General features: G+C 62.7%; 18 protein-coding genes. 9 read left to right on the forward strand and 9 right to left on the reverse strand.

Features of this window, described 5'->3' with window-relative positions:
- Positions 1-36 precede the first annotated feature (36 nt).
- The gene (locus BFP90_RS05140) at positions 37-1,071 is read left to right on the forward strand and encodes a type IV pilus twitching motility protein PilT (protein ID WP_065896143.1); all 1,035 of its coding nucleotides are present in this window, start codon (positions 37-39) and stop codon (positions 1,069-1,071) included.
- A 136-nt stretch (positions 1,072-1,207) separates the two neighbouring features.
- Here the strand turns inward: BFP90_RS05140 and BFP90_RS05145 are convergent, their stop codons facing one another.
- On the reverse strand, positions 1,208-1,846 hold the full coding sequence (locus BFP90_RS05145; protein ID WP_065885353.1) for a C40 family peptidase: 639 nt from the start codon (positions 1,844-1,846) through the stop codon (positions 1,208-1,210).
- A gap of 249 nt (positions 1,847-2,095) precedes the next feature.
- On the opposite strand from BFP90_RS05145, the gene BFP90_RS05150 reads away from it, so the two are divergent.
- Positions 2,096-2,524: an NINE protein gene (locus tag BFP90_RS05150; protein ID WP_065896144.1), complete on the forward strand. Its 429-nt coding sequence runs from the start codon at positions 2,096-2,098 to the stop codon at positions 2,522-2,524.
- 134 nt (positions 2,525-2,658) lie between these two features.
- On the opposite strand, the gene BFP90_RS05155 is transcribed toward BFP90_RS05150, so the two are convergent.
- The 7 genes from BFP90_RS05155 to gshB all read right to left on the reverse strand — a co-directional run bounded on the left by BFP90_RS05155 (position 2,659) and on the right by gshB (position 8,746).
- Positions 2,659-3,930 carry a dihydroorotase gene (locus BFP90_RS05155; protein WP_065891572.1) on the reverse strand — a complete coding sequence of 424 codons (1,272 nt, stop codon included), beginning with the start codon at positions 3,928-3,930 and terminating at the stop codon, positions 2,659-2,661.
- Positions 3,927-4,931: an aspartate carbamoyltransferase catalytic subunit gene (locus BFP90_RS05160; RefSeq protein ID WP_057723520.1), complete on the reverse strand. Its 1,005-nt coding sequence runs from the start codon at positions 4,929-4,931 to the stop codon at positions 3,927-3,929. Before BFP90_RS05160 ends, BFP90_RS05155 begins: the two co-directional genes overlap by 4 nt.
- 24 nt (positions 4,932-4,955) lie before the next feature.
- Entirely contained in the window at positions 4,956-5,462 is a 507-nt protein-coding gene (pyrR, locus tag BFP90_RS05165) for a bifunctional pyr operon transcriptional regulator/uracil phosphoribosyltransferase PyrR (protein WP_065891571.1), read from the reverse strand.
- A 147-nt stretch (positions 5,463-5,609) separates the two neighbouring features.
- Complete coding sequence (ruvX, locus tag BFP90_RS05170; RefSeq protein ID WP_003195067.1) at positions 5,610-6,047, reverse strand: Holliday junction resolvase RuvX; 438 nt, start codon at positions 6,045-6,047, stop codon at positions 5,610-5,612.
- On the reverse strand, positions 6,047-6,616 hold the full coding sequence (locus BFP90_RS05175; protein WP_065891570.1) for a YqgE/AlgH family protein: 570 nt from the start codon (positions 6,614-6,616) through the stop codon (positions 6,047-6,049). Before BFP90_RS05175 ends, ruvX begins: the two co-directional genes overlap by 1 nt.
- Before the next feature lie 193 nt (positions 6,617-6,809).
- Positions 6,810-7,715, reverse strand: coding sequence for an energy transducer TonB (locus BFP90_RS05180; protein ID WP_065885359.1), 906 nt, complete (start codon positions 7,713-7,715; stop codon positions 6,810-6,812).
- A 77-nt stretch (positions 7,716-7,792) separates the two neighbouring features.
- Positions 7,793-8,746: a glutathione synthase gene (gene gshB / locus BFP90_RS05185; protein ID WP_065896145.1), complete on the reverse strand. Its 954-nt coding sequence runs from the start codon at positions 8,744-8,746 to the stop codon at positions 7,793-7,795.
- 238 nt (positions 8,747-8,984) lie between these two features.
- Between gshB and pilG the strand changes: the two genes are divergently transcribed.
- The 7 genes from pilG (at position 8,985) to BFP90_RS05220 (ending at position 19,399) form a co-directional block, all read left to right on the forward strand.
- Positions 8,985-9,392 (forward strand): twitching motility response regulator PilG, encoded by a 408-nt coding sequence (gene pilG / locus BFP90_RS05190; protein WP_065885361.1) that lies wholly within the window; start codon positions 8,985-8,987, stop codon positions 9,390-9,392.
- Positions 9,393-9,437: 45 nt separating this feature from the next.
- The gene (gene pilH, locus BFP90_RS05195) at positions 9,438-9,803 is read left to right on the forward strand and encodes a twitching motility response regulator PilH (RefSeq protein WP_014720320.1); all 366 of its coding nucleotides are present in this window, start codon (positions 9,438-9,440) and stop codon (positions 9,801-9,803) included.
- 12 nt (positions 9,804-9,815) lie between these two features.
- Complete coding sequence (locus BFP90_RS05200) at positions 9,816-10,340, forward strand: chemotaxis protein CheW (protein ID WP_065885362.1); 525 nt, start codon at positions 9,816-9,818, stop codon at positions 10,338-10,340.
- Positions 10,337-12,388 carry a methyl-accepting chemotaxis protein gene (locus BFP90_RS05205; protein WP_065891568.1) on the forward strand — a complete coding sequence of 684 codons (2,052 nt, stop codon included), beginning with the start codon at positions 10,337-10,339 and terminating at the stop codon, positions 12,386-12,388. The genes BFP90_RS05200 and BFP90_RS05205 overlap by 4 nt, the downstream gene beginning before the upstream one ends.
- A 178-nt stretch (positions 12,389-12,566) precedes the next feature.
- The gene (locus tag BFP90_RS05210; protein ID WP_065896146.1) at positions 12,567-18,380 is read left to right on the forward strand and encodes an Hpt domain-containing protein; all 5,814 of its coding nucleotides are present in this window, start codon (positions 12,567-12,569) and stop codon (positions 18,378-18,380) included.
- Complete coding sequence (locus tag BFP90_RS05215; RefSeq protein WP_065891566.1) at positions 18,373-18,828, forward strand: chemotaxis protein CheW; 456 nt, start codon at positions 18,373-18,375, stop codon at positions 18,826-18,828. The genes BFP90_RS05210 and BFP90_RS05215 overlap by 8 nt, the downstream gene beginning before the upstream one ends.
- A gap of 334 nt (positions 18,829-19,162) precedes the next feature.
- Positions 19,163-19,399 carry a DUF6124 family protein gene (locus BFP90_RS05220; protein WP_065896147.1) on the forward strand — a complete coding sequence of 79 codons (237 nt, stop codon included), beginning with the start codon at positions 19,163-19,165 and terminating at the stop codon, positions 19,397-19,399.
- A 160-nt stretch (positions 19,400-19,559) separates the two neighbouring features.
- On the opposite strand, the gene BFP90_RS05225 is transcribed toward BFP90_RS05220, so the two are convergent.
- Positions 19,560-20,073: IS3 family transposase (locus tag BFP90_RS05225; RefSeq protein ID WP_065895938.1), on the reverse strand; the 514-nt coding region annotated here is incomplete at its 5' end.

A 20,073-nucleotide genomic window follows, 5' to 3' on the forward strand; every position in this document is an offset into this window, starting at 1 on the left:
GGAGTCCGCGGCATTCTACTGGAAATGGAAAGCCCTATGGATATCACTGAATTACTGACGGCCAGCGTGCGCCGTGGCGCCTCCGACCTGCACCTGTCGGCCGGCCTGGCGCCGATGTTGCGCATCGATGGCGAGGTCTGGCCGCTGGATGGCCCGGTGCTGGCCGGGTCGCAGGTAGCGGATTTATTGAGCCCTTTGCTCAACCAGCACCAACAAAAGGATTTCGAAACATCTCTTGAAACAGACTTTGCCTTCGAACTGCCCGGCTTGGCGCGCTTTCGCGTGAATGTGTTCCAGCAGGCGCGGGGCGTGGGGGCGGTGTTTCGCACCATCCCCAGCGACATCCAGAGCCTGGAAAGCCTTGGCCTGGGTGAGGTGTTCCAGCGTATCGCGCAGCTGCCGCGCGGCCTGGTGCTGGTGACCGGGCCCACCGGCTCGGGCAAGTCCACCACCTTGGCGGCGCTGATCGATTATCTGAATCGGCATCGACGCCAGCACATCCTTACGCTGGAAGACCCCATCGAATTTATCCACCGGCCGAAAATGGCGCTGATCAACCAGCGGCAGGTGCATCGCGATACCCACAGCTTCTCGGTGGCGCTGCGCTCGGCATTGCGCGAAGACCCGGACGTCATCCTGGTGGGCGAGCTACGTGACTTGGAAACCATCCGCCTGGCGCTGACGGCCGCTGAGACGGGGCATCTGGTATTCGGCACCCTGCACACCACTTCGGCGGCAAAGACGGTAGACCGGCTGGTGGACGTGTTCCCGGGCGGGGAAAAGGCCATGGTCCGCTCGATGCTGTCGGAGTCGCTGCAGGCGGTGGTGTCCCAGGTGCTGGTCAGGAAGATCGGCGGCGGACGTGTCGCGGCTCACGAAATCATGCTGGGCACGCCGGCCATTCGTAATCTCATCCGTGAAGACAAAGTGGCGCAGATGGTCTCGGCGATCCAGACCGGCGGGGCGCTGGGGATGAAAACGCTGGATATGAGCTTGAAGGCGCTGGTGAGCGAGGGGCTGATCAGCCAAGAGGAGGCGCGAGGGAAGGCGAGGGTGCCGGCAGACATTTGAGATTCAGCAAACAATGAAACCAAATGTGGGAGGGGGCTTGCCCCCGATAGCGGTGTATCAGCCAATGAATCTGTTGACTAATACTCTGCCATCGGGGGCAAGCCCCCTCCCACATTTACTGCATTTCAGCCTCGAATCAGCGCTGCACGATCCGCAGGGTGTTGTTCTGCTCTTTGGGCAGCACCCGCTTGGCGATCACGTAGTTCTTGTCCCAGAACGGCTTTTTCAGTGTATCGATGCTCACCGACTTGCCACGACGCGGCGCGTGGATAAAGCGGTCGTTACCCAGGTAGATGGCAACGTGGTTGACCTGGCGGCTCTTGAGCTTGAAGAACAGCAAATCGCCCGGCTTCAGGTCTTTGCGATCAACTTTCAAGCCGTGGCCGGCCGCCATGGCGTTGGACGTACGCGGTAAATCCACCGCCTTGACGTCGTTGAACGCATATTTTACCAGGCCGCTGCAGTCGAACCCTTTACTTGGGCTGCTGCCGCCCCAACGATAAGGAGTACCGAGCACGTTCACGGCGCGGCTGAGGACATTGCTGCTCTGCTTGGTGTTCACGGCCAACTGGGTGGAAAGCACTTTGCCGTGGGCCTTGCTCAGTTGAGTCGGGCGGCTGACGGTGGGCTTTGCCGATTTGGCGGTGCTGGGTGTGCTATGGACTTTAGGGGTAAAACCGTTAACGTTTGGAAGACGTTGCTCACGATTGGTGGCGTGGGCGGCCAGTGGCATTAATAGGCAAATGGTTAGCCATGTCTTGATAAATGGTCGCATTAGGCGTGGCTCATATGGGTTTGCGCGCAACTTTATAACAGCTTTTTGTGCTGTTCTCAGGCCGTTTGTCGACTGAACCTTGGGGTCAAATTCGGAAAAAACGCGACGATTAGCCGCAATTGTCCGACACAAGTCAGGTGGCATAAGGGTTTGAGGGCAGAACGATACCATTTACCGTGCGTCGGGCGCCCGTAAAAAAGTCACAAAAAAAATGAACAAATTTATCTATTGAGTGAAAAGAGGTCCTTCATGAACACCTATCAACAGGTTGCTTCGCAGCAAGACACCCACAGCAAGGTGATCGGTTACCTGCTATGGATTTTCGGTTTCACCGGCGCGCATCGCTTCTATTACGGCAAGCCGGTCACCGGGACGATCTGGTTTTTCACCTTCGGCCTGCTGGGTATTGGCTGGCTGATCGACCTGTTCCTGATCCCGGCCATGGACCGTGAAGCCGACCTGCGTTTTACCGCCGGGCCGATCGAATACAACGTGGCCTGGATTCTGTTGGCGTTTCTGGGCGTGTTCGGCGTGCACCGGATGTACCAGGGCAAATGGATCACCGGCCTGATCTACTTGCTGACCGGCGGTTTGTTCCTGATTGGGGTGCTGTATGACTTCTGGACATTGAACAGCCAGGTTTCGCTCCGCAATGCCGAGCGCAATGGCGGGCGCTGATCTCCCGGCCAAATAGAGAACCACATGTGGGAGGGGGCTTGCCCCCGATTGCAGTGTGTCAGCCAATAGATTTGGTAGCTGACACTCCGCCATCGGGGGCAAGCCCCCTCCCACATTTTTTTACCGTGCCCGCTTCAAGCCTGGTAGCTGATCCGCCCATCCATCAGGGTGTAGCGCACCGTGGCCGGCAGGCTGTGACCAATAAACGGGCAGTTTTCGCCCCTGGACAGCCAGTGTTCCCCGGCAACGGTGGAACTGGCCGGGTCGAACAGCACCAGATCCGCCGCCGAACCCACCGCCAACTTACCCGCCGGCAGGCGCAAGGCCTCGGCCGGGCCGGCGCTCAGGCGTGCCAGCAGCGTAGGCAGGTCCAGCAGGCCATCCTCCACCAAGGTCATTGCCAGCGGCAGCAGCAACTCGACGCTGCTGATGCCGGGCTCGGTGGCGCCGAACGGCGCCAGCTTGGCATCGCGTTCGTGGGGCTGGTGATGGCTGGAGATCGCCGAGACCACGCCTGACTTCACCGCCGCACGCAAACCTTCACGGTCGGCCAGGGTACGCAGCGGCGGTTGCACGTGGTACAGGCTGGAGAAGTCAATCAGCGCCTCATCGGTCAGGATCAACTGGTACAACGCCACGTCCGCCGTCACCGGCAAGCCACGGGCCTGGGCCTGGGCGATCAGCGCGACGCCGCGGGCACTGGTCAACTGGCTGAAATGCGCGCGTACGCCGCTTTGTTCCACCAGCAACAGGTCACGGGCCAGGGCCACGGTTTCTGCGGTTTCCGGGATGCCCGGCAAGCCGAGGAAGCTGGCCACCGCGCCTTCATGGGCCAGGCCGCCTTCAGCCAGGTCGCGGTCCTGGGAATGAAAGATCACCGTCAGGTCGAACGTGGCCGCGTATTCCAGGGCCCGGCACAGGGTGCGCGTGCTGCGAAAGCTCTCCAGGCCGTTGCTGAACGCCACGCAACCGGCGTCGCGCAAGGCGATCAGCTCAGCCAACTGCTCGCCCTCCAGGCCTTTGCTCAGCGCGCCCACAGGGAACACTTTGCAGTTGCCCGCTTCACGGGCGCGGTCGAGGATCAGCTCGGTGACCGCCGAGGTGTCCAGGACTGGCTTGGTGTTCGGCGGGCAGCACAGGCTGGTCACGCCACCGGCGGCGGCGGCGCGGGTTTCGCTGGTGATGTTGCCTTTGCGACTGTAGCCCGGCTCACGCAGGGCGACGTTGAGGTCCACCAGCCCGGGCGCGGCGACCAGGCCTTTGGCGTCGATGCTTTCGACTGCGCTGAAGCCTGCGGGCGCGGCCCCGATGGCGATAATCTTGCCCGCGTCCAGGTGAAGGTCGGTGACTTGATCCAGGCCGCTGGCCGGATCGATGACTCGGGCGCCGAGAATGCTGAGCTTCACTGGGCGTTCTCCTGCTCGAATTGACGTTGCGCGGTTTGCCCGCTCATGGCCATGGACAGCACGGCCATGCGGATGGCGATGCCGTAGGTCACCTGATTGAGAATCACCGATTGCGGGCCGTCGGCGACCGCCGATTCGATTTCCACCCCTCGGTTGATCGGGCCCGGGTGCATCACGATGGCATCCGGCTTGGCGCCGGCCAGGCGCGCGGTGGTCAGGCCGAACAGGCGATAGAATTCGCCCTCGCTCGGCAGCAGGCCGCCGGCCATGCGTTCGCGTTGCAGGCGCAGCATGATCACCACGTCCACATCCTTGAGGCCTTCTGCCATGTTGGTGTAGACCTTCACGCCGTACTGCTCGATGCCGATGGGCAGCAGGGTTTTCGGGGCGATCACGCGGATGTCCGGGCAGCCCAGGGCTTTGAGGGCCAGCATGTTCGAGCGCGCAACCCGCGAGTGCAGGATGTCACCGACGATGGCCACCGAGAGGTTTTCAAAGCCGCCCTTGTGCCGACGGATGGTGAGCATGTCGAGCATGCCCTGGGTCGGGTGGGCGTGGCGACCGTCGCCGCCGTTGATGATTGCCACATTCGGGCACACGTGTTCGGCGATGAAGTGCGCGGCGCCGGAGTCACCGTGGCGCACCACGAACATGTCGGCGGCCATGGCTTCCAGGTTGCGCAGGGTGTCGAGCAGGGTTTCGCCTTTGCTGGCCGACGAGGTGGACACGTTCAGCGTGATCACGTCAGCCGACAGCCGCTGGGCCGCCAGTTCAAAGGTGGTGCGGGTGCGCGTAGAGTTCTCGAAGAACACGTTGCAGATGGTCTTGCCGCGCAGCAGCGGGACCTTCTTCACCGCCCGGCCACCGACTTCGAGGAACGAGTCGGCGGTGTCGAGGATTTCGGTGAGCAGTTCGCGGGGCAAACCATCGAGGGACAGGAAGTGTTGCAACTGGCCCTGAGCATTGAGCTGCAGCGGGCGCTTGGCATCTAGAGGCGTCATCGCGGGGACTCTGTACAAGGCGGTTTAAAGGGCAAGGTCTTGCAGTTCGAGTTCGAGCGGCGTGGGACCGGACAATTTTACCCGTTGGTGGGCTTCCAGGGACAGTGTCGCGCCGACCACATCCGGGCTGATCGGCAATTCGCCGGCGTCCAGGTCCAGCAGGCATACCAGCGTGATACTGGCCGGGCGGCCGTAGTCGAACAATTCATTCATGGCCGCGCGGATGGTACGACCGCTCATCAGCACGTCGTCGATCAGCACCAGGTGCTGGCCTTCAACCTCGAACGGCAGCGCCGAGGGTTGCACTTGCGGGTGCAGGCCGTTCTGGCTGAAATCGTCACGGTAGAAGGACACATCCAGCGTACCCAGGGGCGAATCACTGCCCAGCGCTTCCAGCAAGGCCTGGGCCACCCACACACCGCCGGTGCGGATGCCAATGAAGCGCGGCTCGCTGATGCCACGGTGTTCCAGGTGCGCGTTGAGGCGTAACGCCATCTGACTGATCAGTTCGGCGGGATTGGGCAGGCTCATGGTGGCTCCTCATTAAGTGTGCAGGAGCGAGCTTGCTCGCAAAAAACCTCAACGATAACGCGTGAAGCCTGGATGTACGCGGTGCCTGTGAGTTCTTCGCGAGCAAGCTCGCTCCTGCAAAAGCGGCATAGCAACAAGCCGCGTCAGTCAGGATTCAAATAAAGCGGTGTTTTCATCCAGCCAGCCCTGCAACAACAGGGCGGCGGCGATGGCATCCACGGGGTTGTCGCGGTAGCTGCCTTTCTGTCCGCCACGGTCGCGTCGTTCGCCCTTGGCTTCAAAGGTGGTCAGGCGTTCATCGTGGGTATAGAAGGGCAGGTTGTAGCGGCCGTTGAGGCGGCGGGCGAATTTTTCGGCGCGCAGGCACATGTCGCTGGGCGTGCCGTCCATGTTCAAGGGCAGGCCGACCACCACTGCATCGGGCTTCCATTCCTTGATCAGCGCTTCGACCTGGTTCCAGTCCGGCACGCCGTTCTGGGCCTTCAATGTGCACAGCTCGCGGGCCTGGCCGGTAATGACCTGGCCGACTGCCACGCCGATCTGCTTGGTGCCGTAGTCAAACCCGAGAATCAAACGCAAGGCCATCAGGCGTGCCCCGCCTGGCTGGTCAACAGGCTGAGGTTGACCCGCAGCTTGGCGGCGGCGGCTTCCAGGCGCAGTTCGCTGGCGGTGTTGAACAGGATGTCGGCGTCGAAAGGGCAGGTCAGCCAGGCATTGCTGGCCAGTTCGGCCTCCAGTTGCCCGGCCTCCCAACCGGCGTATCCCAGGGTGATCACACTTTGTTCAGGGCCGACGCCGTCGGCAATCGCGAACAACACGTCCTGGGATGTGGACAGGGATACGCCCTCAAGGTCCACCGTGGCCTGGAATTTCGGCCCGGTGGGGTGCAGCACGAAACCGCGATCGGTCTGCACCGGCCCGCCGATATAGATCGGCACGCCCTGGCAACTGGCGGGAGGGTCGATTTCCGGGCGCAGTTGCTCGAGGATATCGGCCAGGTTCAGCTCCTGCGGGCGGTTCACCACCAACCCCATGGCACCATTGGCCGTGTGCTCGACGATGTAGGTCAAGGTCTGCGCAAAGTTCGGGTCGGCCATGTGGGGCATGGCGATCAGGAAATGGTGCTTGAGGTAGGTCGGGCTGACATTTTTCATGTCCGCTAGTGTGGCGTTGGAGGGGCGAACTGACAAGCTGAGCGTGACCCGAATAGAGCGCCGTCTGCTTTTCTGTAGGAGCGAGCTTGCTCGCGAAGGTCGTTAACGATGACGCAGTGCTATCAGGTAGTCCGCGCCGCCTATGCGTTTTTCGCGAGCAAGCTCGCTCCTACAGTGAAGGAAAGTGCCGGAGTCAGTTGCTGGACAGCCGATCGCCCCTGGCGAATTTCCAGGTACGGATGATTTCCAGGCGGTCCACGTCGTTCAAATCGCCGGTAAAGGGCGCAAAGGGTGCGGCCAGGCGCACGATGCGCTGGGCGGCCTGGTCCAGCAGGGGCTGGCCGGATGACTCCAGCACCTGCACTTCATAGAGCGAACCGTCGCGGTTGATCGACACCAGCAGGCGCAGATTGCCGTAGATCTGCTGGCGGCGTGCCTCTTCCGGATAGTTGAGGTTGCCGATGCGCTCGACCTTCTTGCGCCATTCATCTTTATACCAGGCGCCTTTGTCGCGCATGGTCGAGGCGGCGTTCAAGCGGTAGATGCGCGGGCGTTTGGCGTAGAGCTGTTGTTCGTGGGCCAGTTCGGCTTCCAGGCTGGAAATTTCGTCGGACAGCGTCGAGCTGTCGAATGTCGGCGCAGGCTTGACGGGCTCGGGGTTGGGCTCGGTTTTGGTCTTTTCGCGCTGGGTCGGGGCTTTTTGCGGCTTGGGCGCGACGGTGGTCACGGCAGCCTTGGGCGTCGCCTGTTTGACTTCCGGCCTGGCGGCCGGTGGCGGGGTGACTTTGTTGACCTTGTTGTCCTGGAACGGCGCCACTTCTGTGGTCTTGGGTACGGCTTTCTTGTCGAGGGTGCCGCTGCCTTGCTGGTTTTCCTGGGCGAGAAAGTCGGCCTTCTCGGGCTTTTTATCGCTCTTGAAGGTGGCGAGCGTGATTTCCAGGGTCTTGGTGATCTGTTTGGGTTCGACCAAGGTGAAACCCACGCCGAGAATCAGTGCAAGGTGAACCAGCGCCGCCAGGAACAGGGTAAATCCGAGCCGATCAGCCGGGCGCACGCCGCTGTGGGAGAGTTCGGGGGGCAGATCGGACGGGAGCGTCATGACAAAAAAACCAACATCGCGCGTTTCACAGGTGGCGCATGATAACGCAATGTTGGTGTGTGTCTGGCTGTTCTATGTCACTTGGCTTGTAGCTTGCGCTCAATGGCCGCCATCAGCATTTCGCCGATGTTCGTGCCAAATGCGTTATCAATCTCGCGAATACAGGTCGGACTGGTGACGTTGATTTCGGTGAGGTTCTCACCGATTACGTCAAGTCCTACAAACAGCAGGCCTTTTTCGCGAAGGGTCGGGCCGACTTGGGCGGCGATCCAGCGATCCTTGTCCGACAGCGGTCGCGCTTCACCACGGCCACCGGCGGCCAGGTTGCCACGGGTCTCGCCGGCCGCCGGGATGCGCGCCAGGCAGTAATCCACCGGCTCGCCGTCGATCATCAGGATGCGCTTGTCGCCGTCCTTGATCGCCGGCAGGTAGGCCTGGCCCATGATCTGCTGGGTGCCCAGCGCGGTCAGGGTTTCCAGGATCACCGACAGGTTCGGATCGCCCGCGCGGTGACGGAAGATCGAGGTGCCGCCCATGCCGTCCAGCGGCTTGAGGATCACATCGCCATGTTTGGCGGCGAATTCACGCAGCACGTCGGCGCGGCGGCTGACCACGGTCGGCGGCGTGCACTGCGGGAAGAGGGTGGCGAACAGTTTTTCATTGCAGTCGCGCAGGCTTTGCGGCTTGTTGACGATCAACACCCCGGCGCGCTCGGCCTGCTCCAGCAGGTAGGTGGAATACACGAATTCCATGTCGAACGGCGGGTCCTTGCGCATCAGGATCACGTCCAGATCGCTCAGGGGGCTGTCGATTTCATCCTGCAGCTCGAACCACTTCTCGGGGTTGGCGAATACCTGCAACGGACGCATCCGCGCACGGGCCTCGCCGTCGCCCTGGTAAAGGTCGCGCTGTTCCATATAGAACAGGCTCCAGCCGCGGGCCTGGGCGGCCAGGAGCATGGCCAGCGAGCTGTCCTTTTTATAGGAGATGCTGGCAATAGGGTCCATGACAATGCCGACGCGAACGCTCATGGGTTATTTCCTCTGGCAAATAGGGCGCATAAAAGTGGCGTCAGAGTGGCGCTGCGGCTGTTGCGGGTCAAGGAAAAACCACCAGGCGAGTGCCTCGATAGATTGCGCCCGGAGACTGTGCTAAAAAGACTGCCACAGCGCAGCAGCCCTTGAATTCCAAGGCCTGCGGGGCTCATCCTTTGACACATCAGGCAGTACACACCGAAAACCGATTCGCTGTGGCGATGGTAGAGCAACTATGGAACAGCATTCCAACGCCTTGAGAGTGATGGTGATCGACGATTCGAAAACGATCCGCCGCACCGCCGAGACGCTGTTGAAGAACGTGGGGTGCGAGGTCATCACGGCCATCGACGGTTTCGATGCCCTGGCGCGAATCGTGGATCATCACCCGCACATTATCTTTGTCGACATCATGATGCCGCGCCTGGATGGCTACCAGACCTGTGCGCTGGTGAAGAACAACCCGGCGTTCAAGTCGATCCCGGTGATCATGCTGTCCTCCAGGGACGGCCTGTTCGACAAGGCCAAGGGGCGTACCGTGGGGGTCGATCAGTTTTTGACCAAGCCTTTCAGCAAGGAAGAACTGCTGGGTGCGATCAAGGCCTATGTGCCTGCCTTCGCCGCAGTAGAACAAGCACACTGACGCCGCCCCCGAGGGCCGGCGCCGACCAATGTAGTGGGGAAAACCATGGCACGTGTTCTGATCGTCGACGATTCGCCGACTGAAATGTACAAACTGACCGGCATGCTGGAAAAGCATGGCCACCAGGTCTTGAAGGCCGAAAATGGCGCGGACGGCGTGGCCCTGGCCCGCCAGGAAAAGCCCGACGCAGTGTTGATGGACATCGTGATGCCGGGCCTCAATGGCTTCCAGGCCACGCGCCAGTTGTCCAAGGAGCCGGAAACCAACGGCATCCCGATTATCATCATCACCACCAAGGACCAGGAAACCGACAAGATCTGGGGCGCGCGCCAGGGTGCCAAGGATTACCTGACCAAGCCGGTGGACGAAGAAACCCTGATCGCCACGCTGAACAAGGTGCTGGCCGGTTGACGGCACGCCATCATGACCGAGTCGCAAACCGCCTTTGAGCTGCTGCTGGACATTGACCGCCGCTGCCGCCTGCTGGCCGCCGACCTGCCGTCCCAGGAAACCCGCCTGCAACGCTGGAGCGGGATTGGCTTTCGCCTGGGGCAGCACTGGTATGTGGCGCCCATGGGCGAAGTCGCCGAGGTGTTGCATGAGCCGCGCTGCACCCTGATGCCTGGCGTAAAGCCTTGGGTCAAGGGCGTGGCCAACCTGCGCGGGCGCTTGTTGCCGGTGATGGACCTGGGCGGGTTTCTCGGCCGGGAACTGTCCAAGGCGCGCAAGCAGCGGCGGGTGCTGGTGGTGGAATACAACGATCTGTTTGTCGGGTTGCTGGTGGACGAGGTGGTGGGCATGCAACATTTTGCACTCGACGCGTGGATGGCGAGTACCGCCTCCGGCGCGCCGTTTATACAGGGCCAGTTCGATGGCGACCCGCAGTGGCAGGTCTTCAGTCCCTTCGCCCTGGCCCAGGCTCCAGGCTTCATGGATGTGGCCGCATGAGCACCGTGACCCCGCCCAAGCCCCAGGCGGCCTCGCGCAGCCGCTCGCAGATCATCGTGCTGTTTATCGCACTGATCGTGTTCATCATGCTGTTGTTCGCCAACTTCGCGTACCTCAACACCCAGTCCACCTACGACAAACAGTACATCGGCCACGCGGGCGAACTGCGGGTGCTGTCCCAGCGCATCGCCAAGAATGCCACCGAAGCCGCCGCCGGCAAGGCGGCCGCGTTCAAGCTGCTGGGCGAGGCGCGCAACGACTTTGCCCAGCGCTGGGGCTACCTGAAAAAAGGCGACCCGCAAACCGGCCTGCCGGCCGCGCCCACTGCCGTACGCGCCGAGATGCGCGCGGTGCAGACCGACTGGGAAGCCCTGCTGAAAAACACCGACGCCATTTTGGCCAGTGAACAGACCGTACTGTCGTTGCACCAGGTGGCCGCCACCCTCGCCGAAACCGTGCCGCAATTGCAGATAGAGTCGGAAAAAGTCGTCGACATCCTGCTCCAGCGCGGCGCCCCCGCAAGCCAGGTGGCGCTGGCCCAGCGCCAGTCACTGCTGGCCGAGCGCATCCTGGGTGCGGTCAATACCGTGCTCGCCGGCGACGAAACCGCCGTGCAGGCCGCCGATGCCTTTGGTCGCGACGCCAATCGTTTTGGCGTGGTGCTCAATGGCATGCTCAACGGCAACCCCGGCCTGCGCATCACCCAGGTCGAAGACCCTGACGCCCGCGCGCGGCTGGGGGAAATTGCCGAACTGTTCGAATTCGTCTCGGGCTCCGTGGATGAAATCCTCGAAACCTCGCCGCAGTTGTTTCAGGTACGCGCGTCGGCGAGCAATATTTTCAACCTGTCGCAAACCCTGCTCGATGAAGCCTCGCACCTGGCCACCGGCTTCGAGAACCTGGCCGGCGGGCGCAGCCTGGATACCCTCGGCGGCTATGCGCTGGGGCTGCTGGCGCTGGCCTCGATCATCCTGATCGGCCTGGTAATGGTGCGCGAGACCAACCGCCAGCTGCGCGAAACCGCCGAAAAGAACGAGCGCAACCAGAACGCGATCATGCGCCTGCTGGACGAAATCGAAGACCTGGCCGACGGCGACCTGACCGTCACGGCCTCGGTCACCGAAGACTTCACCGGCACCATTGCCGACTCGATCAACTATTCGGTGGACCAACTGCGCGACCTGGTGGCCACCATCAACCTCACCGCCGGGCAAGTCGCCGGCGCGGTGCAGGACACCCAGGCCACCGCCATGCACCTGGCCCAGGCCTCGGAGCATCAGGCCCAGCAGATCGCCGAAGCCTCCACCGCGATCAACCAGATGGCCCAGTCCATCGACCAGGTGTCGGCCAACGCCGCCGAGTCCTCGGCGGTGGCGGAGCGTTCGGTGGAGATTGCCAACAAGGGCAACGAGGTGGTGCACAACACCATCCACGGCATGGACAACATCCGCGAACAGATCCAGGACACCGCCAAGCGCATCAAGCGCCTGGGTGAATCGTCCCAGGAGATTGGCGACATCGTCAGCCTGATCGACGACATCGCCGACCAGACCAACATCCTTGCCCTGAACGCGGCTATCCAGGCGAGCATGGCCGGCGATGCCGGGCGCGGTTTTGCGGTGGTGGCCGATGAAGTGCAACGGCTGGCCGAGCGCTCCTCGGCCGCCACCCGGCAGATCGAAACCCTGGTGCGGGCGATCCAGGCCGACACCAACGAAGCGGTCATCTCCATGGAGCAGACCACCACCGAAGTGGTGCGCGGCGCGCGGCTGGCCCAGGACGCCGGAGTGGCGCTGGAAGAGATCGAAGGCGTGTCGAAAACCCTGGCGGCGCTGATCCAGAGCATTTCCAATGCGGCGCAGCAACAGACCTCGTCGGCGGGGCAGATTTCGCTGACGATGAATGTGATTCAGCAGATCACCACGCAGACGTCGTCGGGTTCCACGGCGACCGCCGAAAGCATTGGTAACCTGGCGAAAATGGCCAGCCAGTTGCGCCGGTCGGTGTCGGGGTTCACGCTCCCGCCGCCCAAGCAGGTCGAAGAGTGAAATGAGCTCCAAAAATCACCACAGTCCAAATGTGGGAGGGGGCTTGCCCCCGATAGCGGTCTGACAGTCAATAAGTGGGTCGCCTGACACACCGCTATCGGGGGCAAGCCCCCTCCCACACTTAATCTCCATGTGTTTCAAGAACACCAGCAACCCATGAATTCCAAGCGGAGCAGTTATGGTTGATCGGCACGACTACGTGGCCCTCGAATGGGTCAAGGGCGATATTGCCGAAACCCTGAAGCAGGCCCGTTCGGCGCTGGACGTTTACGTTGAAACCGGCGACGCCATTGAGGCGTGCCTGGCCGGTATCCACCAGGTACATGGCGCGCTGCAGATGGTCGAGTTCTACGGCGCGGCGCTGCTGGCTGAAGAGATCGAAGCCCTGGCCCTGGCGCTGCAGGCCGGGCACGTCGGCCAGCGCGACGAAGGTATCCGCCTGCTGCAACAGGCCCTCGGCCAATTGCCGCTGTACCTGGACCGCGTGCACAGCGCCCGTCGCGACCTGCCGCTGGTGGTGTTGCCGCTGCTCAACGACCTGCGCAGCGCCCGCGGTGAAAGCCTGCTGTCGGAGACCAGCTTGTTCAGCCCGCAGTTGTTGACCATCGCGGCGCTGCCCGACGAGGCACTGGCCCAACGCACACCGCCGGACCTTCACCCGCAACTGCGCCAATGGCACGCGCTGCTGCAACAGGCCCTGGCCGGGTTGCTGCGCGAGGACCACGGGCCGAGCAACCTGGAAGACATGGCGCGGGTCTTCGCGCGCCTGGAAGCGCTGTGCCAGGGCGCGCCGTTGTTGCCGCTGTGGCAGGTCGCCTCGGCGCTGGTCGAAGGCATGCTGACGGGTGTGATCGCCAACAGCCCGGCACTGCGCAGCCTGCTCAAGGCCAGCGGCAAGCAACTCAAGCGCCTGCTGGCGCAGGGCATCGGCGGGATCAACCAGCCGGCGCCGGATGAATTGCTCAAGAGCCTGCTGTTCTACGTCGCCAAAGTCACTCGGCCGACGCCGCGCATGCAAAGTCTCAAGGAACGCTACGGTCTGGATGAGGCCTTGCCCGACAGTGCCGTGGTCGATGCCGAGCGTGCGCGCCTGGCCGGGCCGGACCGCAACGCCATGGGCTCGGTACTCGGCGCATTGTGCGAAGAGCTGGTACGGGTCAAGGAGCGCCTCGATCTGTTCGTGCGCAGCGACCGCCAGCATTCCCAGGACCTGGACCCGCTGCTGGCACCGCTGCGGCAGATCGCCGACACCCTGGCGGTGCTCGGTTTCGGCCAGCCGCGCAAAGTCATCATCGACCAGCTTGCCGTGGTATTGAGCCTGGTCCAGGGGCAACGCGAACCCAGTGACGCCGTATTGATGGACGTCGCCGGGGCGTTGCTCTACGTCGAGGCCACGCTGGCCGGAATGGTCGGCACCGTCGAACCGCAAAGCCGTGAAGACAGCCGCCTGCCGACCACCGACCTGACCCAGATCCACCAATTGGTGATCCGCGAATCCTGTCAGTGCCTGCGCCAGGCCAAGGAATTGGTGATCGACTGCATCGAGGCCGACTGGGACCGCCAGCGCCTGGAATCCCTGCCTGAGCTGTTGAGCCAGGTGCGCGGCGCCCTGGCGATGATTCCACTGCCGCGCGCGGCGAGCCTGATGCGCGGGTGTACCGATTATGTTGATGAGCAACTGATGGTCAATGACACCGCGCCCGCTGAGGCGCAGTTGGCGCGCTTTGCCGACGTGATCAGCAGCCTTGAATACTACCTGGAACGCATGCTCCAGGACCCCGACGCTGCGGGCGAAAAAGTCCTGGAACTGGCCACTCAGGCCCTGAGCGAGCTGGGCTATCTGCCGCAGGAAAAACCCTGGCGCCAGGCATTGGCTGCACCCGAGGGTGTCTTGTCCGGCGATACCGCGCCAAGCCAATCCCGGTTCGATGCGCTGGCCAGCCCCACCTCGCGCCTCAACCCGCCGGCGCTGCAACGTCCGGGCAGTCTGCTGCCGCCTCCCCGCGATGAAGCGCCGATTGACGACGAGTTGCGTGAAGTCTTCCTCGAAGAGACCGATGAAGTCCTTCAGGTGCTGCACCGTTACTTGCCCGACTGCGCGGACAAAACCGCCCAGGGCGAAATGCGCCGTGCCTTCCACACCTTGAAAGGCAGCGGTCGCATGGTCCGCGCCCTGGTCGTGGCCGAACTGGCCTGGGCCGTGGAAAACCTGCTCAACCGCGTGCTGGAGCGCAGCGTGGCGATCGGTCCCGAGGTGCGGCAGGTGCTGGATGAGGCGGTGGCGCTGCTGCCGGAGCTGATCGCCGACTTCGCCACCGGCCAACAGCGTCAGCGCGATGAGGTCGACGCCCTCGCTGCCCGCGCCCACGGGTGCGCCAGCGGCGCCCAGGTAGCGGTTGTCGAGCCGCACGACCCGATGCTGCTGGAGATTTTCCGCAACGAAGCCCAGAGCCATCTGGACAGCCTCAACCACTTCCTGCAACAGGCCGCCGAACACATGCCGTTGCAGGTCAGTGATGAACTGCAACGCGCCCTGCACACCCTCAAGGGCAGCGCCTACATGGCCGGCGTGTTGCCGATGGCCGAACTGGCGCGTCCCCTCGACCACCTGACCCGCGAATACAAGGCCCATCGCCTGCCGCTGGACCTGGATGAAGTCGAGTTGCTGCTGGAAGCCGAAAGCGTGTTCCAGCGCGGGCTGCGTGAACTGGACAGCCATCCCCTGGCGCCAATCAAGGGCGCGGCGGACTTGATCAAGCGCACCCAAAGCCTGTTGGACCAACAGCTTGAAGCACTGCTCAACGGCCCCGGCACCGGCCCGCACGTCAAGCGCGATCCGCACCTGATCACCAACTTCCTGGCCCGGGGCATGGACATCCTGCTCGACGCCGAAAGCCTGCTGCGTCGCTGGCAGCAACACCCCGGCGAGCGCCAGGAGCTCACCGCGCTGCTGGACGAACTGACCACCCTGGGCGAGGGCGCGCACCTCGCCGATCTGCACCCTATCGATCAATTGTGCGAAGCCTTGCTCGACCTGTATGGCGCGGTGGAAGAGAGCAGCCTGGCGGTCAGCGAACGGTTTTTCCATGAGGCCGAGCAGGCCCATGAAGCGTTGATCACCATGCTCGACCAACTGGCAGCCGGGCAGGAAATCAGCCCGGCGCCGGCACGGGTCCAGGCCCTGCGCGAATTGCTCGATGACGCCCTCGATCCGTCCGCCACCGGCCTGATCACACGTGACGGCAACCGCGCCCCGCGCATCGCCGAGCTGGGCGCGGCGACCGAGCAACTGAGCCGGCACACCGCGATGGACGACGAGATCGTCGACATCTTCCTTGAAGAGGCCGTGGATATCCTCGACAGCGCCGGGCAGTCCCTCAAGCGCTGGTTGCTGGAGCCCGAGGGCATGGCGCCGTTGTCCTCGTTGCAGCGCGACTTGCACACCCTCAAGGGCGGCGCGCGCATGGCCGAAATCGACGCGGTGGGCGATCTGGCCCAGGAGCTCGAATGCGTCTATGAAGGCCTGGTGGACCGTCGCTACAGCTACTCCACCGAGCTGTCCCAGGCACTGATGGCCAGTCATGAACGTCTGGCCTTGCAACTTGACGAGCTGCACGGGCAGCAGCCGTTGAGCGACAGTGTCGAGCTGGTCGCCAGGTTGCGCGAACTGCGCCAGAGCAGTCTGCCGACGGCCCCGGTTGCAGCGCCGCAACCCTCGGGCGCCGACCCCGAGCTGCTGGATATTTTCCTCGAGGAAGCAGCCGATATTCTCGACAGTTCAGGCAGTGCATTGCTGCGCTGGCAGGCCGAGCCCGGCAACCGCCAGGAGGTCGAAACCCTGCTGCGTGACCTGCACACCCTCAAGGGTGGCGCACGCATGGTCGAGATCGGCCCGATTGGCGACCTGGCCCACGAGCTGGAGTTTCTCTACGAGGGGCTGTCCGCCGGGCTGCTGGCGCCGTCGCCCGAACTGTTCGCGCTGTTGCAGGGTTGCCATGACCGCCTGGCGCAGATGATCGACGCCGTGGCGGACGGCTTGCCGGTGGGCTCGGTGGACAAGCTGATCGAGCGCATCAAGAGCCTGGTGCACCCGGGCGAAGAGCCGGTGGTGCCGGTGGCGTTGCCGGCGGGTAAGGCGGAGACGGTGGTCGATCCGGCTGCCGACATGGTGAAGATCTCCGCCGAACTGCTCGACGACCTGGTCAACCTGGCCGGCGAAACCTCGATCTTCCGTGGCCGTATCGAGCAGCAGGTCAACGATGCGCGCACCGCGCTCACGGAAGTGGAAACCACCATCGAGCGCATGCGCGATCAACTGCGCCGCCTCGACAGCGAAACCCAGAGCGGTCTTTTCAGTCGCCAGCAGGCCGAGGCCGAGCGCCTGGGCTACGAAGAGTTCGACCCGCTGGAAATGGACCGCCATTCGCAATTGCAGCAATTGTCCCGCGCGCTGTCCGAATCCGCCTCCGACTTGCTCGACCTCAAGGAAACCCTCGAACGCCGCAACCAGGACGCCCACGACCTGTTGCAGCAACAGGCGCGCATCAACACCCAATTGCAGGAAGGCCTGATGCGCACGCGCATGGTGCCGTTCGAGCGCATGCTGCCGCGCCTCAAGCGCATCGTGCGCCAGGTGGCCGATGAGCTGGGCAAGGACGTGGAATTCGTGATCGGCAATGCCGAGGGCGAGATGGACCGCAACGTGCTGGAGCGTATGGCGGCGCCGTTGGAACACATGCTGCGCAACGCCGTCGACCATGGTCTTGAGTCCCGCGAGGTGCGCCTGCAGGCGGGCAAGCCAGAGAAGGGCCGCATCACCTTGGACCTGACCCACGAAGGCGGCGATATCGTCTTCGACATGCGCGACGACGGCGCCGGTGTGCCCCTTGAAGCCGTGCGCCGCAAGGCGATCAAGCGCGGCCTGCTCGACCCCGATCAAGAGATCAGCGACCGCGACGTGCTGCAGTTCATCCTGCAACCGGGGTTTTCCACCGCGGAAAAGATCACCCAGATTTCCGGACGCGGCGTGGGCATGGACGTGGTGCATGAGGAAGTGCGCCAGCTCGGCGGTTCGATGGTGATCGACTCGATCCCGGGCGTGGGTGTGCATTTCAGGATTCGCCTGCCGTTTACCGTGTCGGTAAATCGGGCCCTGATGGTGCAATGCGCGGACGATCAATACGCGATTGCGCTCAATACCATTGAGGGCCTGGTGCGTGTGCTGCCCCATGAATTGGCGGGGCACTACCAGCAGGACCCGCCGCGCTATGAATACGCCGGCCAACGCTACGAACTGTTTTACCTCGGCGACCTGTTGCACACCGTCAGTCGCCCCAGGCTGCTCGGCCAGTACCAGCCGGTGCCGGTGTTGCTGATGCAGTGCAACGAGCGGCATGTGGCGGTGCATGTGGATGCCATGGCGGGGACGCGCGAGATCGTGGTCAAGGGCCTGGGACCGCAGTTTGCCGGGGTGCAGGGCTTGTCCGGTGCGACGATCCTGGGCGATGGGCGCGTGGTGCTGATTATCGACCTGTTGGCGCACATCCGCGCGCGGCCACCGGCGTTGCCGGCGCAGTCGGTGGACACGCCACTGACCCTCAACGACCCGCTGAAAAAGCGCCCGCTGCTGGTGCTGGTGGTGGACGATTCGGTCACCGTGCGCAAAGTCACCAGCCGCCTGCTGGAGCGCAACGGCATGAACGTGCTGACCGCCAAGGACGGCATCGACGCCCTCGCCCTGCTCGAAGAACACACCCCGGACCTGATGCTGCTCGACATCGAAATGCCGCGCATGGACGGTTTTGAAGTGGCGATCCAGGTGCGCAACGACCCGCGCCTGATGCGCCTGCCGATCATCATGATCACCTCGCGCACCGGCCAGAAACACCGCGACCGCGCCATGGCCATCGGCGTCAACGACTACCTCGGCAAGCCGTACCAGGAGTCGGTATTGCTCGAGAGCATCGCTTACTGGAGCAAGTCCCATGCTTGACCACCGCGCGAGCCAACTCACCGGGCTGTTGCTGCCGTTGGCTGATCGTCACCTGATCCTGCCGAATGTCGCGGTGGCCGAACTGATCGACTTCCAGCGCGGCGAACCGGCCAGCGATGCACCGCCGTGGTACCTGCGCCAAGTCACCTGGCGGGATCGGCACATACCCTTGATCAGCTTCGAAGCCGTGTGCGGCGAAGCCAGCGTGACCGGCGAACGCTCCAGGATCGTGGTGTTGAACGCCTTGGGCGGACGGCCGACGCTTAAGTTCATCGCAGTGGTGATCCAGGGCATTCCGCGCTCGTACAAACTCGACAGCGAATTGAGCTACGTGGACGTACCGCTGTGCCCGCTGGAACTGGCGGCGGTGCAGGTGGGCGAGCATGTGGCGAAGGTGCCGGACCTGATGGGGCTTGAAGCGCTGCTGGCCGAGTCCGGCCTGGCCTGATCCCTACGAAGACGGAGCGTTCCCACGCTCCGCGTGGGAATGCATCCCGTGACGCTCTGCGTCACCCTTGATGCTGACTGGCGGGACGCGGAGCGTCCCAGGCGGCATTCCCACGCAGAGCGTGGGAACGATCAGTGTGGCTGGGGCTTCGGATTTTTCCTGCAAGATTTTGGGCCATGCATGAACTTGTCGTGAGAAGTCCGCACGCCTAGTCTTCGTCCCGTCATCGCAAAAAACGGTGACACGGACGTGCAAGTCCGAGAAACCTGTTTAGGCGCACCAAACGCCTAGAACCAAAGGCGTTCCTTAATGAGACATTCAGGAACCGCATACTATGTCGAACTCCTCCTCATCCAACCTCTTCACCGTAAACCCTCACCAAAACACCGCAACCCTGCTGGTCAACGCCAGCGAAACCCTGTCCTCCCTCAACGCGCTCACCTGCACCCTGGCCTTCGATCTGGACACCTCTCAGCGCGCCATCATGCTTGGAATTCAGCAGATGGCAGAGTTGGGTCAGTTGCTGGTCGATAGAGCGCTGGAGCAAGTCAGTCCTTCGCCGGAATTTTAAAGCGGTCCCAAATAGGGACTGATCGGTCCTTGATTGGGACCGCGATCTAACAGGCGCCGCTGAGCAAATGTGGGAGGGGGCTTGCCCCCGATAGCGGTGTATCAGCCACATATCTATTAGTGAGGTGGTCAACTTTTTCCGGACACCTCAATCGGTGTTTTCAGGCTGTTTGCCGCTCGTACTGATTGGGCGGCAAATAGTCTAACGATGAATGCATTCGTCGTTCATTGTAGAACCGCACAATGTAATCCGTGACGTCCCTGATTGCTTCATCATGATTGGCATAGTCCTTCCTCCAAACACGCTCCATCTTCAGGTTCAAGAAGAAACGTTCCATGACTGCGTTGTCCCAGCAGTTGCCCTTGCGGCTCATGCTGCAGCGCAAGCCATGTCGTGTCAGCATGGCTTGGTAAGTAGCGCCTGCATACTGGCTGCCCCGATCTGAGTGCGCGATCAGACCCGGTTTAGGCTGTCTCTGTGTGATGGCTAGTTGCATAGCACTGCACACCAACTCTGCGCGCATATGCGGAGCCATGGACCAGCCTACGATCTTGCGTGAATACAAATCCATGACAGCCGCCAAGTACAGCCAGCCGCTTCGAGTGCGAATATAAGTGATGTCAGCAACCCATGATTGGTTGATCTGCTCGGGGTTAAACTGGCGGTTGAGCAGG

The sequence above is a fragment of the Pseudomonas sp. 24 E 13 genome, assembly GCF_900004715.1.
GTDB lineage: Bacteria > Pseudomonadota > Gammaproteobacteria > Pseudomonadales > Pseudomonadaceae > Aquipseudomonas > Aquipseudomonas orientalis_A.